Annotated in this window: 15 protein-coding genes, 1 other RNA gene and 1 other annotated feature; of the genes, 2 read left to right on the top strand and 14 right to left on the bottom strand. The window is 51.7% G+C overall.

All coding sequences use genetic code 11. The annotated features are described in order from the left end of the window. Nucleotides 1-13 precede the first annotated feature (13 nt). The 12 genes from alaS to NSQ22_RS13420 all read right to left on the bottom strand — a co-directional run bounded on the left by alaS (nt 14) and on the right by NSQ22_RS13420 (nt 12,881). Nucleotides 14-2,650, bottom strand: a complete 2,637-nt coding sequence (gene alaS / locus NSQ22_RS13365) for an alanine--tRNA ligase (protein ID WP_236934280.1) — start codon at nt 2,648-2,650, stop codon at nt 14-16. 46 nt (nt 2,651-2,696) lie between these two features. Beyond that, nucleotides 2,697-2,919: a binding site (T-box leader), on the bottom strand. 47 nt (nt 2,920-2,966) lie between these two features. Then, a complete protein-coding gene (locus tag NSQ22_RS13370) occupies nt 2,967-4,028 on the bottom strand; it encodes an AI-2E family transporter (RefSeq protein WP_008881016.1) in 1,062 nt (353 codons plus the stop codon). 122 nt (nt 4,029-4,150) lie between these two features. Continuing rightward, the gene (locus NSQ22_RS13375) at nt 4,151-4,285 is read right to left on the bottom strand and encodes a YrzQ family protein (protein WP_008881017.1); all 135 of its coding nucleotides are present in this window, start codon (nt 4,283-4,285) and stop codon (nt 4,151-4,153) included. 11 nt (nt 4,286-4,296) lie between these two features. Further along, nucleotides 4,297-4,488 carry a hypothetical protein gene (locus NSQ22_RS13380; RefSeq protein WP_008881018.1) on the bottom strand — a complete coding sequence of 64 codons (192 nt, stop codon included), beginning with the start codon at nt 4,486-4,488 and terminating at the stop codon, nt 4,297-4,299. Nucleotides 4,489-4,503: 15 nt separating this feature from the next. Next, a complete protein-coding gene (locus NSQ22_RS13385) occupies nt 4,504-4,977 on the bottom strand; it encodes a PRC-barrel domain-containing protein (RefSeq protein WP_008881019.1) in 474 nt (157 codons plus the stop codon). Between the two features lie 25 nt (nt 4,978-5,002). Next, a complete protein-coding gene (locus NSQ22_RS13390; protein WP_008881020.1) occupies nt 5,003-7,366 on the bottom strand; it encodes an ATP-dependent RecD-like DNA helicase in 2,364 nt (787 codons plus the stop codon). 17 nt (nt 7,367-7,383) lie between these two features. After that, nucleotides 7,384-8,046, bottom strand: coding sequence for a tetratricopeptide repeat protein (locus NSQ22_RS13395; protein WP_008881021.1), 663 nt, complete (start codon nt 8,044-8,046; stop codon nt 7,384-7,386). 108 nt (nt 8,047-8,154) lie between these two features. Then, complete coding sequence (mnmA, locus tag NSQ22_RS13400; protein WP_081156967.1) at nt 8,155-9,270, bottom strand: tRNA 2-thiouridine(34) synthase MnmA; 1,116 nt, start codon at nt 9,268-9,270, stop codon at nt 8,155-8,157. A gap of 13 nt (nt 9,271-9,283) precedes the next feature. Then, nucleotides 9,284-10,426: a cysteine desulfurase family protein gene (locus NSQ22_RS13405; protein ID WP_008881023.1), complete on the bottom strand. Its 1,143-nt coding sequence runs from the start codon at nt 10,424-10,426 to the stop codon at nt 9,284-9,286. 22 nt (nt 10,427-10,448) lie between these two features. Further along, nucleotides 10,449-10,865, bottom strand: a complete 417-nt coding sequence (locus NSQ22_RS13410; RefSeq protein ID WP_008881024.1) for an Rrf2 family transcriptional regulator — start codon at nt 10,863-10,865, stop codon at nt 10,449-10,451. Beyond that, nucleotides 10,865-11,521: a membrane protein gene (locus NSQ22_RS13415; RefSeq protein ID WP_060476075.1), complete on the bottom strand. Its 657-nt coding sequence runs from the start codon at nt 11,519-11,521 to the stop codon at nt 10,865-10,867. Before NSQ22_RS13415 ends, NSQ22_RS13410 begins: the two co-directional genes overlap by 1 nt. A gap of 64 nt (nt 11,522-11,585) precedes the next feature. Continuing rightward, nucleotides 11,586-12,881 (bottom strand): replication-associated recombination protein A, encoded by a 1,296-nt coding sequence (locus NSQ22_RS13420; RefSeq protein WP_008881026.1) that lies wholly within the window; start codon nt 12,879-12,881, stop codon nt 11,586-11,588. Nucleotides 12,882-13,174: 293 nt separating this feature from the next. On the opposite strand from NSQ22_RS13420, the gene NSQ22_RS13425 reads away from it, so the two are divergent. Further along, nucleotides 13,175-13,825 (top strand): RsfA family transcriptional regulator, encoded by a 651-nt coding sequence (locus tag NSQ22_RS13425; RefSeq protein WP_008881028.1) that lies wholly within the window; start codon nt 13,175-13,177, stop codon nt 13,823-13,825. Nucleotides 13,826-13,963: 138 nt separating this feature from the next. Continuing rightward, nucleotides 13,964-15,532: an IS1182 family transposase gene (locus NSQ22_RS13430; protein WP_087959916.1), complete on the top strand. Its 1,569-nt coding sequence runs from the start codon at nt 13,964-13,966 to the stop codon at nt 15,530-15,532. 126 nt (nt 15,533-15,658) lie between these two features. Here the strand turns inward: NSQ22_RS13430 and NSQ22_RS13435 are convergent, their stop codons facing one another. Beyond that, nucleotides 15,659-16,420, bottom strand: a complete 762-nt coding sequence (locus NSQ22_RS13435; protein ID WP_060476077.1) for a tRNA threonylcarbamoyladenosine dehydratase — start codon at nt 16,418-16,420, stop codon at nt 15,659-15,661. 151 nt (nt 16,421-16,571) lie between these two features. Beyond that, a non-coding RNA gene (gene ssrS / locus NSQ22_RS13440) (6S RNA) lies at nt 16,572-16,760 on the bottom strand. Between the last annotated feature and the right edge of the window lie 14 nt (nt 16,761-16,774).

Here is a 16,774-nt window from a genome sequence, read left to right on the forward strand (position 1 = left end):
GATTCGCGCCCATTTAGGAAATGGATTTGACCCATGTTTCGACATAATCGAGCGCTTCGCCGACTTTGTTCGCGTCCTTCCCACCGGCCTGCGCCATATCAGGACGTCCGCCGCCTCCGCCGCCGCAACGTGAAGCCACTTCTTTGACGAGTTTGCCGGCGTGGTATCCTTTTTTCACTAAGTCATCAGTCACCGCAGCAATCAATTGGACTTTACCACCTTGCACGGCCGCTAACACGATGACCGCCGTCCCTAGTTTTTGCTTCAAGTCATCAGCCATCGCCCGCAATTGGTTCATGTCGTTCGCCTGCACTTTTGCGGCTAATACCGGCACACCGCCCACCTCTTTCACTTGACGGGTGAGGTGTTCCGCCTCCATATGGGCGAGACGGGCAGCAAGCGACTCATTTTCGCGCTGCAGTTGGCGCAGTTCGGCAAACAGCCCATCAAGGCGGGCATTCAGCTCTCTCGGGCTCGTTTTCAGCTTTTGCGCCGCTTCTTGCAACAGAGCAAGTTGTTCGCTCATAAAGCGGTATGCCGCTTCCCCAGTCACCGCTTCAATCCGGCGCGTGCCGGCACCGATGCCGGACTCGGAGACGATTTTAAACAACCCAATGGCCGCTGTATTCGGCACATGGCAGCCGCCGCACAACTCTAAGCTGTAGTCGCCAACTTTAACAACGCGGACGATATCGCCGTATTTTTCACCAAACAGCGCCATGGCCCCCATCGCTTTTGCTTCCTCGAGCGGTTTGTAAAAAATGTCGACCGGAATACTTTTCCAAATTTGTTCATTGACGATCGCCTCAATGCGCTCGAGCTCATCAGGCTTCACTTGCCCGAAATGAGTAAAGTCAAAGCGAAGCCGATCCGGAGCAACGAGTGATCCGGCCTGGTTGACATGGCGGCCAAGAACGTCTTTTAACGCTTGATGAAGCAAGTGGGTCGCCGTATGGTTTTTCACGATTTGCGACCGCTTCACTTCATCGACGCGCGCCGTATAGCGATCGCCTTTTTTCACCGCACCGCGTTCGACGACAATCGAATGGAGGTGCTGACCGTTCGGTGCTTTTTGCACATCTTTGACGACCGCTGTTCCCGTTTCGCCTTCAAACACACCTTGGTCAGCGATTTGTCCGCCGCTTTCGGCGTAAAACGGCGTCACATCAACGATGATTTGTGCTTCCTCGCCAGTCCCGACTTCCTCTACGAGCTGTCCGTCTTTAACGATGGCAATGACCGTCGAAGAAACGACGAGCTCATCGTAGCCGACAAAACGGCTTTCGTCTTTAATGTCGCCGAGCACCCCGCCTTGTACTTGCATCGAATCGACATCTTGGCGAGCGGCACGGGCCCGTTCGCGCTGGCGCTCCATCTCGCGCTCAAAACCGGCGTGATCGACCGACATGCCCGCTTCAGCAGCATATTCTTCCGTCAGCTCGAGCGGGAAGCCGTACGTATCGTACAAGCGGAACGCCTCTTCTCCTGGAATGACAGTGCTTCCTTGTTTTTTCGCCTTTTCCATCACTTCTGCCAAAATGGCGAGCCCTTCATGAAGCGTTTCGTGGAACCGCTCTTCTTCCGTCCGAATGACGCGGGCGATGAAATCGGCTTTTTCTTTCACTTCCGGATAATAGTCTTGCATAATTTCACCGACAACCGGAACAAGCTCATACATAAATGGACGGTCAATGCCGATTTGTTTCGCATAGCGCACAGCGCGGCGAAGCAGGCGGCGCAATACATAGCCTCGTCCTTCGTTCGACGGCAGCGCCCCGTCGCCGACCGCAAACGTCACGGCACGAATATGGTCAGCAATGACCTTAAAAGCAACGTCTTTATTCGGATCTTTGCCGTATTGCTCACCCGCGATCTGCTCAGTTGCGCGGATGATCGGCATGAACAAATCAGTTTCAAAGTTCGTCGGTACATCTTGCAAAATCGAGCACATCCGTTCTAAGCCCATGCCGGTATCGATGTTTTTCTTCGGCAGCGGCGTGTACGTGCCGTCCGGGTTATGGTTGAACTGTGAAAAGACGAGATTCCATACTTCTAAGTAGCGGTCATTTTCCCCGCCTGGATACAGTTCTGGATCGTTTGGATCGTTGCCGAACGCTTCACCGCGGTCATAAAAAATTTCCGTGTTCGGACCGCTCGGGCCTTCACCGATATCCCAGAAGTTTCCTTCTAGGCGAATAATCCGCTCTTCAGGAAGACCGATCTCGTTGCGCCAAATGTTATACGCCTCTTCGTCTTCCGGATGAACAGTGACTGACAACCGCTCTGGATCAAAACCAATCCACTTCTCACTTGTTAAAAACTCCCATGCCCAATGAATCGCTTCACGCTTGAAATAATCACCGATCGAAAAGTTGCCGAGCATTTCAAAAAACGTATGGTGGCGAGCCGTTTTCCCGACATTTTCGATGTCGTTTGTGCGGATCGATTTTTGCGCATTGCAAATGCGCGGGTTGTCCGGGATGATACGGCCGTCAAAATATTTTTTCAGCGTCGCGACACCGCTGTTGATCCATAATAACGACGGGTCATCGACAGGAATGAGCGAAGCGCTCGGCTCGACCGCATGGCCTTTTTCTTGGAAAAACTGCAAAAACATACGCCGCACTTCGGCAGACGTTAACTTTTTCATAACAATCCTCCCCTTTGGTCTTTTATATAAAAAAACTCTCATCCCCTTCAGGGACGAGAGTTGTGCTCGCGGTACCACCCTGTTTATGGGCAAAAAGCGCCCATCACCTCTTTGGCCGTAACGCAGCCTTGCGTCAGGTTTTGCCTGCGCTCCGGATTAGCCTTCTGTTGCCCTTCATCTGGAATTTCTTTCAGCCACGGAAATTCCTCTCTGTGCGCCAACGCGCGTTAAGATGGACTGCAACATACTCGATCCGTCATCGCGTTATGTATTCGCTTTTTTCATTGAAAAATTATAGACAAGCCGCGCCCATTTGTCAATGCGGAGCATAATGCTCTTTCCAATGCACGAGGGCTACTTTCAGCACCGCCGCAGTCGGAACGGCGAGAATGAGGCCAGGCACACCGGCAAGTTCGCCCCCGGCAAACAACGCGAACATAATGACCAGCGGATGCATATGAACGCTTTTGCCGACGATCAGCGGCGACAAGACGTTGCCTTCTAAAAACTGCAAGGCAAAAATCAAGGCAAGCACGATAATGACCATTTTGAGCGAAATGGTCGCCGCCAAAATCGCTGCCGGAATAGCGCCGATCAGTGGGCCGAAATACGGGATGATGTTCGTCAATCCAATCACAAACCCGAGCAAGAGAGGATAGTCCATGCCGGCGAGCCAAAGGCCGAGCGATGCCGCCAAACCGATGGCCGCACAGACGAAGAGCTGACCGCGAATATAGCCGCCGAGCGACTCATCAACATCTTTTAAAAACGCTATCCCCGGTCCGCGCCACCGCTTCGGGGTCATATACCAAACCGCTTTTTTCAACACATCAATATCTTTTAGCATATAAAATACGATAAACGGGATAAGAAGAAACATCGCCGCAGAACCGATAAATGATTTGACCGCATTAATCGCCATCGTCACTGCTCGGGCAACTACCTGCTCAAGCTGCACAAACATCGCTTCAATGCGCGTATGCACTTCCATCGGCCACGTTGACGTTTCATCGTGGATGTGGCGCGCCCACTGCCGATATGTATTCATCAATGATGGCAACCGTTCATCCAGTTCACGCAGCTGGGCGATCAGCACCGGTATGCCGCGGTAAAGACCGTAGCCGACCGAACCGAAAAACAACAAATAAATGAGCAAAATGGCCAGCGCCCGTGGCACCCCCTTGCTGTGGATATACTCAACAAGCGGGTGCAACAAATATGTAATAAACGCCGCCAACAAAAACGGCGTCAGTACGGTAGTGACAAATTCGACGACCGGCCACCAAATCTCTTTCATCCGGACGATTAAATAGACGATCACAGTCACGAGCAGCCATTTCCCGATGCGAAAGAATGACAGCCATTGTTGCTCCCCCATCGCCACACCTCCTACCGTTTAGTGTAGGAGATGGAGGGAGAAATATGCCTTCACGGTTCCTTCCACTATTTAACAACCAAGAAAAGCCGCCGTCCCCCTTCAACCGGGAGACGACGGAGCCGTCAGCGGATTGCCTGCATCAAGCGGCGACGCATTTTCCGCATCGTGCGGCCGTTCATCAAATTGTTGCGCTGGGCAAGCTGATAAGCAGCGACTCCTACCCCGATTGCCAACAGTGAAGTCATCGTCCGGTTCATGCTCGTCCCTCCTAAAATTGGATCGTGCGTTCATGGTCGTCAAACAAATCATCGAGGGAGCTTAACGTTCCATCCTCTTCCACTTGATGGGCGTGAATCATTCCTTTAGAAACGGACAGCTCAATAAAACAGTCCCAGCAGTAATATTGGTTGACGCCGATCTTCCCTAAATTTTTCCGTTTGCAATTCGGGCAAATGAGCATCGACAGCCACTCTCCTTACCTCATTGTTTCGACGGTGACGACGCCTTCTTTGGCGGTGAACGGAGCTGCCTCCATTCGTTTTTTTCCTTCGGTCAAGTCGGAAAAAAATCCCTCACTAATCTCGTATCCGTCAATTTTGCCCAATTGCCCGTCAAAATATACATCATCCAGCAAGCCGATCGTTGTTCCGTCTGCGGCGACAACCATGCTGCCGGCGATGCCGCGTTCACCGTAAAGAGAGTGGCCACTGTCAAGAGAGGGGAACGGCTGGAAACTGCCAGCATCACGGATGATGACCCGGTCGTTTTGAAACGACTGCACAGCCGAAAGGGGCAAGTAGCGGCGGCGGTTAAATAGACCGCTCCGTTCCGCGATAAACCCTTTGACTGTGCCGTGGCTGGTAAACCAAATGTCAGCGATCGTCCCGACCGCTTTCCCTGTCGTTTGTTCATAAATGGGAAGCCCTTTGACGTCGGAAAACGTCCGCATCATTCTCCCACCTTTCCAGCCACTTTTAGCTTGACCCATCGTCCATAAAGTCATACGGCGTAACGTTTTCCATCCCGATGTTCGCATCCTCAAGCGGCAGTTCCCCTTCGACAAACAGCGCAGTCGAAGCCGCCAACTTTTCTGCAAGCGCCGTCTGGCGCGCTCCGTCGCCCCGCTGGGCAACACCAAACCGGAATGCTTCTTCCTCCCCGCATAAAATCAGAAATTGTTTGCTTCTTGTCACCGCCGTATACAACAAATTCCGCTTCAACATCCGGTAATAACTTTTGACAACAGGCAAAATGACAATCGGAAACTCGCTCCCTTGCGCCTTATGGACGGAGCAGCAATATGCATGGGTAATTTGCGCTAAATCTTGCCTTGTATACGTCACTTCAATGCCGTCAAATGAGACGACGAGCAAATCTTGCTTTTCTGTATTTTCTTTGGCATAAAAAATGGCCACGACTTCACCGATATCGCCGTTAAACACGTTGTCTTCCGGTTGATTGACGAGCTGGAGCACTTTATCGCCGACGCGATACACTACGTCGCCAACGGAAAGTTCTCGCTTCCCATCCGTTGGTGGATTAAACAGCTCCTGCAGCACTTTGTTTAGCTGATCGATACCGGCTGGGCCGCGGTACATCGGAGCGAGCACTTGAATGTCTTTGACGGAAAACCCTTTGTTACGCGCATTTTCGGCGATTTGACGCACGACACTAGCCACTTGTCCGGCGCGGCAGCGGATGAACGAACGATCCGCCTTCGGGGCAGTCAAGTCGGCCGGCACGTTCCCACGCTTCATCTCATGGGCGAGCTCGATAATCGATGACCCTTCCGCCTGGCGGTACACCTCGGTCAGCCGCACGGACGGGATAACACCCGACTCGAGCAAATCTTTCAACACTTGCCCTGGCCCGACGGATGGAAGCTGGTCTTCATCGCCAACGAAGATGACTTGCATCCCATTAGGCACCGCTTTTAACAGGTGATTAGCCAACCACGTATCGACCATCGACACCTCATCGACGACAAGCAGCTTACCGGCAATCGGCTCATTTTCATCGTGGCTGAACCCTTCCGCTCCATTCCAGCCGAGCAGCCGGTGAATCGTCGCCGCCGGCAGCCCGGTCGCCTCACTCATCCGCTTTGCAGCCCGTCCAGTCGGAGCAGCGAGCAGCACAGGAAACGGTTCACCGTTTTTGTAATCGTCGGGGGAAAGTGATATGCCATTTAGAACCGCAAACAGCTCAACAATTCCTTTAATGACCGTTGTTTTTCCTGTTCCTGGACCTCCCGTCAAAATAAAGAGCGGCGAAGACAGCGCCCGTTGAATCGCTTCTTTTTGCTGCGGAGCATATTGCATCCCGAGTCGTTCTTCAAGCGCCCCGAGCGCCAGCAAAAACTCCGACTCCGGAAATGAGGCCGATGGTGGCGTTTGCCCGAGCAACCGCCGAATGTTAGAAGCGATCCCTTTTTCGGCGAAGTAAAGCGAAGGAAGATAATAGCGGCCTTGTTCCGCGATCATCTTTCCTTCTTCGCTTAACATAAGGAGCGTCTGTTCGATAGCTTGTCCATCAACCGCCCCGTTCGACCTTCCGCCAAGCAGCTCCCCAATGCGGCTGACGAGCTCTTCTTTCTTCATGTAGACGTGTCCTTCTTGCAAGCATGCCTGCTCAAGGACAAACAGACAAGCGGCGCGCAGCCGGGCTGGATGACTGCCGGAAATGCCGAGCTGCCGCCCGAGCTCATCGGCGCGACCAAAACCGATCCCTTCAATATCTTCGACGAGCTTGTACGGGTTTTCATGAATGATGTCCATTGTCTCTTCGCCGTATACTTGGTAAATTTTCATTGCCAGCTGTGGACCAAAACCGAGCTGAGCGAGGGCGATCATCGTCTGCTCGAGCCCTTCGTGGGCGCAGAGCGTTTCGTACAATTGCTTCGCTTTTTGTTTCGTCAGCTTGGGCACACGTTCGAGTGCCCCTGGATCACGCAAAATGGCGGCGATCGCGTTTTCACCAAGCGCATCGACAATCGCTGTCGCTGTTTTTTTGCCGATCCCCTTAAACAAGCCGCTCGACAAATAATCGATGACTCCTTCTTTTGTGTTCGGAAGCTGTTTGCGGAACTGCTCGGCCGCATACTGGCGGCCAAAGCGCGGATGTTGGCGGAATTGCCCGTAAAAGATGTACACGTCCCCTTCATTTAAACGTGGAAAATAGCCGGTGACGACCACTTCTTCCTCCGCAGCCGCTTCATTCGTTTCTTCGACGCGGATACGGACAACGGTATACAACGTCTCCTCGTTATGAAAAATGACGGCCAAACACACCCCTTTAATAAACGTGCGGCCGTCCAGCGCAAGCGATTGCTGCTCTTGCAACAGTCATCCCCTGCCTTTTACGGCGCAAGCCGCTTTTCCATCAGTTTCTTTCCGTACCCAGCGAGCACGTGATCCGGGTTGGCATCTAAAGCGGCGGCAAATAAATCACGGGCAGCGGCCAGATCATCTTTGTACGCATAAATGACGCCTAAATTGTAGTACGCATCCGCATGGCGCGGATTCCGTTCCAACGTTTTTTCGAAATACCGTTTCGCCTCATCGACATAATCGAGAGCAGCGAGACAAAGACCAAGTTGAAAGAGCGCTTCGGCATCTTCTTCATTCAGTTCAGCGGCCCGCTGCAAATACGGCAGCGCCAAGCGCGGCATCTCAAGCCGACATAATGACATTCCAAGCATAAAATGCGTATCCGCATCATTCAGCCCGAGCGCCAGCGCCCGTTCAAACATATCTTTCGCCTGAGCAAACTGCTCGCGCCTGTAGTGGACCGTACCGATGCCATAATAGGCTGCCGCTGCTCGCTCATCAAGCATAAGCGCCTGTCGGAAGCATTCGAGCGCCTTCTCTTCCTCGCCGGCAGCGGCAAGAACGGTACCGATGTTAATATAACCAGCCGGGTCATCCGGATGTTCATTCACTGCTTCAGAAAAGCAGCGAAGCGCTTCTTCGTACTCTCCTGCGCGCATATGCGCTAACCCCTGTTCATTGAGATTGGCCACGCTCATCCCTCCTACTTCTAGTTTAGCACATATGTTCGTTCTTTTCGAGCAATTGCAAAAAACACCTCAACCCGACTCCGGGTTGAGGTTTTTCTTCCGCTCGTGCAATCAGCCGACATACCAAAGCTTTTCACCGTTGCGGAACACTTCGTCAATCGTGCCGCCACCGAGACATTCATCTCCGTTGTAAAAGACAACAGCCTGCCCCGGCGTCACCGCCCGCGCCGGTGCATCAAAGACGACTTCCACCTTGCCGTCCGCAAGCGGATGAACCATGACACCGATATCCGGCTGGCGGTAGCGGAATTTCGCCGTGCAGCGGAACGGTGCTTCCGGTTTGCGATCGGACACCCAATTGACGTCCACCGCTTTTAACGAAGTGGAATACAAATATTCGTTTTCAAACCCTTGGGCCACGTAAAGCACGTTTTCGCGCACATCTTTGCCGACGACAAACCACGGTTCGCCGCTGCCGCCGATGCCAAGTCCGTGACGCTGGCCGATCGTGTAATACATCACTCCATCATGCCGCCCTTTCACCTCGCCATCGAGCGTTTTCATCACCCCTGGCTGAGCCGGCAAGTAGTGGCTTAAAAACTCTTTGAAATCGCGCTCACCGATAAAGCAAATGCCGGTGCTGTCTTTTTTCCCAGCGGTGGCAAGCCCCGCTTCTTTTGCGATCCGACGGACATCGGCTTTCTGCAAATGACCGATCGGGAACATCACTTTCGACAGCTGAGCTTGGCCAAGTTGGTTCAAAAAGTACGTTTGGTCTTTGTTCGGATCGGCCCCGCGCAACATTTTGTATTCGCCGTCGCGAAACTCGACGCGGGCATAGTGGCCGGTCGCGACATAATCGGCGCCGATCGACATAGCATGCTCCAAAAACGCCTTGAACTTAATTTCTTTATTGCACATCACGTCCGGATTCGGCGTCCGTCCAGCTTTATATTCATTCAAAAAATACGTAAACACTTTGTCCCAATATTGCTTTTCAAAGTTGACTGCATAGTATGGGATGCCGATTTGGTTGCAGACGCGCACGACATCTTCGTAGTCTTCCGTCGCTGTGCAGACGCCGTTTTCGTCGGTGTCATCCCAGTTTTTCATAAAAATGCCGATCACATCATATCCTTGCTCTTTTAACAATAGCGCAGCGACAGATGAGTCAACTCCGCCGGACATGCCAACAACAACGCGCGTTTCATGCGGTGCTTTGTTCATGCTGCTTCACCCCTCACTGGTTCGTGAGCCGTTTGACGATCTTTACCGTTTCTTCTGCGGCCCGTTCAATTTGCTCATTCGTATTCCCCAGTCCGAAGCTGAAACGAACGGACGAGCGGATGCGCTCCGACTGTTTTCCGCACATGGCAACAAGCACATGCGATGGGTCGATCGAACCGGCCGTACATGCCGAACCACTTGAAGCGGCGATGCCGGCTAAATCCAAATTCACAAGCAGCGATTCAACGTTCGTTCCCGGAAAAGCAACGTTTAAAATATGCGGCAGACCGTCTTGACTTCCGTTAACTACATAGTCAATGCCCGCTGAGCGAAAAATATCAAGCATTGCCTCGCGCCAAGCCGTGTATTGTTTATGCTTTTCCTCCCTCGTCCGCTCGGCGATTTCCGCTGCCCGCGCCAAACCGATGATACCGGGGACGTTTTCCGTGCCAGCGCGCCGTTTCCGCTCTTGTTCACCGCCAAAAAGCAGCGGAGTAATGCGGACCGTCTCCCGAGCATACAATGCCCCGCTTCCTTTCGGACCGTTAATTTTATGGCTTGAAAGTGACAACAAATCGACCCCATATTCATTCACATCAATGGAGAGCAGCCCATACGCTTGGACGGCGTCGGTGTGAAAATAGGCCGGGTGATCACGAAGCAACGCGCCGATTTCACGGATCGGCTGGATCGTACCAACTTCATTGTTGGCAAACATGACCGACACTAAAATCGTCTCATCGCGCAGCGCAGCTTTTACATCATCGACCGACACAAGCCCTTGTTCATCAACCGGCAAATACGTCACGTCAAACCCTTGTTTTTCCAAATATTCACAAGCACGCAATACAGCGTGATGCTCGATAGCAGTCGTAATAATATGATTGCCGCGCCCCCGGTTGGCCATCGCCGTCCCGATGAGCGCAAAGTTATCCGCTTCCGTACCGCCACTTGTAAACACAATTTCTGTCTCTTTCGCCCCGAGGCTGCGAGCGATGGTTGCCCTTGCTTCGTCAATCGCACGGCGGCTTTGTCGACCAAAATAATGGATGCTTGACGGGTTGCCGAACTGTTCGGTCATCCAATGGACCATACCGGCTGCCACATCTGGATGCACGGGAGCCGTGGCGGCATGGTCCAAATAAATCCGTTCCAACGCTCATTCTCCTTTCTATCGCTTAAATATAAAACATATATGCTCCTTCATCTCCGTCGTTATACTTCGCCAAATCTTCCAATGTCGTGCTATCAAGCACTTCCTCGACCGCATCACGGATGCGGATCCACAACTCACGCTTTGCCGGCTCCTCCTCTTCAAGTTCCTCGACCGGAGTAATCGGTCCTTCAAGCACACGAAGAATATCGCCGGCCGTAATTTTGGCCGGATGCTCGGCAAGCACGTAACCGCCATACGCCCCACGAATGCTTTTGACAAGCCCAGCGTTGCGCAGCGGCGTGACAAGTTGTTCCAAATAATGTTCGGATAAATTGTTCGCCCTGGCGATCGAACGAAGCGAAATCGGACGATCCCCATATTTTTTGGCTAATTCGATCATAATCGTCAACCCGTACCGGCCCTTCGTCGAGATTTTCATCATATCCCCCCTAACGACTTAACCCTTCCACGTGAGCGCTTGTCACTCCAAGCAGACGGCTGGTTATTTTTCCAGTATTGCGGCAACACCAAGCCGGCACTCGAGCCGATCATCACGCAAAAAAGAAGCGTGCCAAACAACATCGGCCCACCAAGCAGCCAACCGATAAGCAACACGAGCGCTTCCATTCCCATGTACGCTCCCTTCCACCTAGTCAGCACGGTCAAGGCGAGCATGGAACTGTCGCGTGGATCAGCACCAACGCCAGCAGAAATATATAACCTCATGCCATAGCTAATCACTATGATGCCCGACATTACCATTGCATATTGCTCAAGCGGCCATTCAGGTGTTTTGAGATATGGAATTATCATCCATCCATCGATCAAAATTCCAACCGTCACTATATTCAAAAAAGCGCCAAGACGCGATGGTCGCTTTACGAGCAATGAGGAAGCCGCAAGCACTATCAGCCCGGCAATGATCGACCACGCGCCGATCGTCAAACCAAATTGTCGTTGCCACCCAATATGAAGCATATCCCACGGTACGCAGCAGATATCGGCTGTAATTGTCAACACGATGCCAAATGACATGGCGAGCAAACCGAAAAAGGCAATGTCCCAACGCAGCCATGGGATATCGTTATGAGCCATTATGGATGCGCCTCCCCTGTTGAGCCAATCGCCTGTGTTATTATATCATAAATGCTTCTTCCATTCACGGCTCAACATTGTCCTCTTGTTTCAACTGCTGAAGCCGTCGGTACACTTTGGCATAATATTTCTCCTCGCCATGCTCTTTCGGTTCATAATAGCGAGTTCCTTCAATAGAAACGGGTAAATAGGCTTGAGCTACCCAGCCGTTTGGATAATCGTGCGGATATAAATAGCCTTGGCCATGCCCAAGTATGGACGCTCCTTTATAATGAGCATCTTTTAAATGATCCGGAATCTCGCCGAGCTTGCCGGCTCGCACGTCAGCCAACGCCGCATCAAGCGCCTTGTAGGCGCTGTTTGATTTCGGGCTCAAACAAAGTTCAATCGTCACAACAGCGAGCGGAATGCGCGCCTCCGGCAGCCCGATCCGCTCCGCTGCCTCCACGGCTGCCTGCACTTTCACCCCCATCATCGGGTTGGCGAGCCCGATATCTTCGTAGGCAATGACGAGCAACCGCCGGCAGACGGCGGCCAAATCCCCTCCTTCAAGCAGGCGCGCCAAATAATGAAGCGCAGCATCGGCATCGCTGCCGCGCACACTTTTTTGAAACGCGGAAAGCAGCGAATAGTATGTATCGCCGTATTTGTCATGAGTAAACCCTCGATTGGCGGTACACGACGCTATGATGTTCTCATCAATATACAAACACCCGTCGCGTTCATCAGCAGCGGCGACCGCCGCCTCAAGAAGAGAGAGTGCTGCGCGTGCATCCCCACCGGCCGCCTCGGCAATGCGCCATAACAGTTCCTCAGCGATGATCACCGGCGTCTCTCCGACCCCGCGTTCCGAGTCAGCAAGCGCTCGTTTCAAAATCACGAGTATATCAGCCGGCTTAAGCCGCTTTAATTGCTGAATTTGCCCACAGCGGCTGCGGATCGCTGGATTGACCTCATGAAACGGATTTTCCGTCGTCGCCCCGATCAACGTCACGAGCCCTGATTCAAGATGTGGAAGCAGCACATCTTGCTGCGCCTTATTCAAGCGGTGAATCTCGTCGATAAACAAAAGGACATTGCCTGACCAACGAGCCGCTTCGGCCGCCTCTTCGATCTCCTTCTTTCCGGCTGACGTCGCATTGATGGCGATCAGCTCCCGCTCGGCAGTGCGGGCGATGGCGTAAGCGAGCGACGTCTTCCCTGTCCCCGGCTCCCCGTAAAGCAATAGCGAGGGCACATACCCTTTCTTAATCATTTTATAAAGCGGCGTCTCTGGTCCGATGATATGTTCCTGCCCAACGATGTCATCAATCGTCCGCGGCCGCATCCGTACTGCCAACGGTTCCGTCGTTTTTCGCATGCTGACCCCTCCTTCGTTTCATTGTACAGCGGCCGCTTCGTCAAATACAACCTTACTGCCCATGTCATAAAACGCCCGCTCCTTTTAGTGCTATGTAGTAGACTGGTTGATTGAGACTGTGCAGCTTCGTTATGTTGAAGCAGCTCGCGCCTTACATCTTTGTTCAAGCACCGTTGGAGCAACGCTGGATAAGCAGGAGGGAAAATGGCAAAAATGAAGGGAGCGAAGTTTAAATTAGAAAAACAACGGAAAAACTATTATCATATCAACATTATCTTTGCGGGGTGGACAGCATGAAAACAAGACAAGATGCATGGTCACACGAAGAAGACGTACTGCTCGCTGAGACGGTACTGCAATACATACGCGAAGGAAAGACCCAACTCGCCGCTTTTGAAGAGGTCGGAAGACAGTTGCACCGGACAGCGGCAGCATGCGGCTTCCGCTGGAACGCCGAAGTGCGGAAACGGTATCTCGACGCCATTGAACAGGCAAAAAAGCAACGAAAAGAGCGAAAACGAGCGTTAGAGATGGTGAAAAAATGGCAAAAAGAAGCGAACGCTATCACATTGAGTGTTCCTGATAAGAACACGTCTGCCGAAGGGTCATCCCCGTTTCTCCCGGCTGCTCCGCTGACGCTCGACCAATGCATTTCCTTTTTGCAAACGCTACGGCGCGATGCGGAACAGTTGGAGACCGTCCGCCAGGAAAATGAGCGGCTGAAACGCGAACGAGCCGAATGGCAAGCGCGCAACGAGCAGCTGGCACAAAAGCTATCGCGCCTCGAGGCACGACAGATGACCGTTCAAGAAGATTACGAGGCGCTCATCAAAATTATGACTCGCGCCCGCCAGCTTGCTTCTGAAGAAGGTGAACGCTTTTCTCTCGCACATCTACTTCTTGCGGAAACGGGCGAACAAAACGAACCAATGGCTCATTCATAATAAAACAAGAGGATGTCCCAAAAGTGTTCGCATAGCGTTCGCTTTTGGGACACTTTTTTGGATAAAAAAGAAGAAAACCGTTCCTCTTTTGGTATAATAGAGTCACCACAACCCTACCAAAGAAAGGACGGTTTTCTTATGTACATTTATTATAACCGAGATCAACTCATTTTGCCAATGGATCTTGAAATTTTCATTCCCAAACATCATCTTTGCCGGATTGTGGATCTGGCAGTGGAAAAAATGGATCCGGCTCTGTTCGTTTCCCTCTATCTTGGCGGAGGGCGTCCAGCCTATCATCCGAAAATGATGTTGAAAGTCATCCTGTATGCCTACGCCAATCGGATCTACTCCTCTCGCCAAATCGCCAAGCAGTTGAAAGAAAACATTTACTTTATGTGGCTATCCGGCCATCAAACACCGGATTTTCGCACGATCAACCGATTTCGGTCGGAACGGATGAAGGACATCATTTACGAAACGTTTTTCTCCATTGTCGATCTTCTGCGTCAAGAAGGGCTGGTCAAGTTAGAGGATTATTTTCTGGATGGAACGAAAATCGAAGCCAATGCCAACCGATATACATTCGTTTGGCGCAAATCAACGGAAAAGTACGATCAGAAACTGGAGGAGAAATTCCGGAAAATCGTTGCCTCGATCGAACAGGTGACGAAAGAAGATGAAGAGGCGGAACAAGAGGGGGATTTTCAAGAAAAGCTGGAAGCTTCACCGATCACGTCCGAAAGGATCGAAGCCGTCATCGAACAAGTGGAAGAGCGCCTAAAGAAAGAGCCGAAGAATCGTACGTTAAAGAAAGCCAAACGGCAATTGGAACAAGATCTTCTCCCCCGTAAGAAAAAATATGAAGAATACAAAGAAAGATTAGGCGAACGGAACAGTTTTTCGAAAACGGATCCGGATGCCACGTTTATGCGGATGAAGGACGACCATATGAAAAACGGCCAGCTCAAACCGGGGTACAATGTGCAGATTGGGACAGAGAACCAATTCATCACTGGATTTAGCGTGCATCAACGGGCAGGGGATGCCGGATGTTTCATTCCGCATTTGGAGCAATTGGCCGCCTATGGGCGTCCAATGCCTAAACAAGCCATTGCGGATTCCGCCTATGGGAGTGAGGAGAACTACACGTACTGTGAGAAAAAGGAGATAGTCGCCCTGATCAAGTACAACACGTTGGATCGGGAACAAACGAAAGCGTGGGCGAAGGAGATCGGCCGAATCGAGAACATGACGTATGATGAGGAGCTGGATGAGTGGATTTGCGTCAAAGGGGAACGGTTGGTGTTTGTGTATGAACGGAAGGAAACGACCGACAACGGGTACGTTACCGTCAAACGGACGTATCGTTGTACGGCTTGTGCCGGATGCCCGTTTCAGGCGACATGCGCCAAAGGCAAAGACACGAAAACCATCCGCGTTTCCTTGAGAAATCAACAACAACGGCAAGAGATCCGTAAACGGCTGTCCACGGAAGAAGGGGCGGCGACGTACCGAAAACGACAAATCGAAAACGAGCCGGTGTTTGGGCAAATCAAGCACAACCAGCAATTTCAGCGCTTTTTGTTAAGAGGGCTCCCAAAAATTACCTTGGAATGGGGGCTTATTTGTGCTGCTCACAATTTGAGAAAGTGGGCGGCCACAACCGATCCAACAAAGAAAAAACAGGATAAAATTCAGAAATAAGGAGAAATTCTCGTTTCAAAAAAGGAATAAATAACCAAATAGTAAAGAAAAGAAACAGAGGCTGTCCCCAAAAGGTCGGTTTAACGACCTTTTGAGTCAGCCTCTTGTTTATGACCAATTACGTTTTCATTCGCCAACACGAGCAATCGGGATGTCTTTCAACAGTTCGTTAATTACATACGACGCCATAATGAGCCCGGCAACTGACGGGACGAAAGCGTTCGATGATGGCGGCATTTTCGCTTTGCGAATCGGCGAGGCATCATTACCGACGACTTGGCGGACGTCTTCGCGAATTTTCACCGGTTTCTCGTCGGAAAAGACGACCGGAATGCCGCGGCGGATGCCTTCTTTACGAAGTTTCGCACGGATCACTTTGGCGATCGGATCGGTGTGCGTTTTCGAAATATCAGCAATGCGAAAACGCGTCGGATCCATTTTGTTCGCCGCTCCCATGCTTGAGATGATCGGGATGCCGCGCTCAAGGCATTGCTTCATTAAATGCACTTTATACATAATCGTATCGGACGCATCGATGACAAAATCCAAGTTATAAGCAAAAAACTGCTCGTACGTCTCTTCCGTATAAAACATTTGCAAAGCGATCACTTCGCACGCCGGGTTAATGTCAGCAATGCGCTCTTTCATCAATTCAACTTTCGAACGGCCGATGGTCGACAATAAAGCATGAATTTGCCGATTAATGTTCGTAATATCGACGTTGTCTCGGTCAACAAGTACAAGCCGGCCAACACCGGAACGGGCGAGCGCCTCGACAGCGAACGACCCGACGCCGCCGACGCCAAGCACAGCGACGGTGGCATTTTTTAATTTCTCAAGCCCTTCAGGACCAATCGCCAGTTCATTGCGAGAAAATTGATGCAGCATCGTTCTCCTCTCCATTTATTCAGAAATTAATCGTTATGCCGCTTTCTATCCTACATGAAGTCAGCCGATGTGGCAACGGCATTTTGTTGCCAAAACAAAATCCCCTATGCGCTTCGCATAGGGGGAATGGTTCTTTCATTCTCCTATGTATACCAGTCCCAATCGTGCCGTCGATGCCTTCGTTTTGAACCCGCTCCCACATAGGTGGGTGCCCTGTTCCAAGGTTTGCGCTTCCCCCCTGCAACGAAGGGGCATGCACGCCGCTTGGAAACCCCGGGCTCCCGGATCATCGACTGTTCGGTCAAAACGATGGGTGACCCGACGAACACATCAGGACGGTTGATTGGTTGTTCT

Origin of the sequence: Geobacillus sp. FSL K6-3411 (assembly GCF_037965715.1) — a bacterium.
GTDB lineage: Bacteria > Bacillota > Bacilli > Bacillales > Anoxybacillaceae > Geobacillus > Geobacillus thermodenitrificans.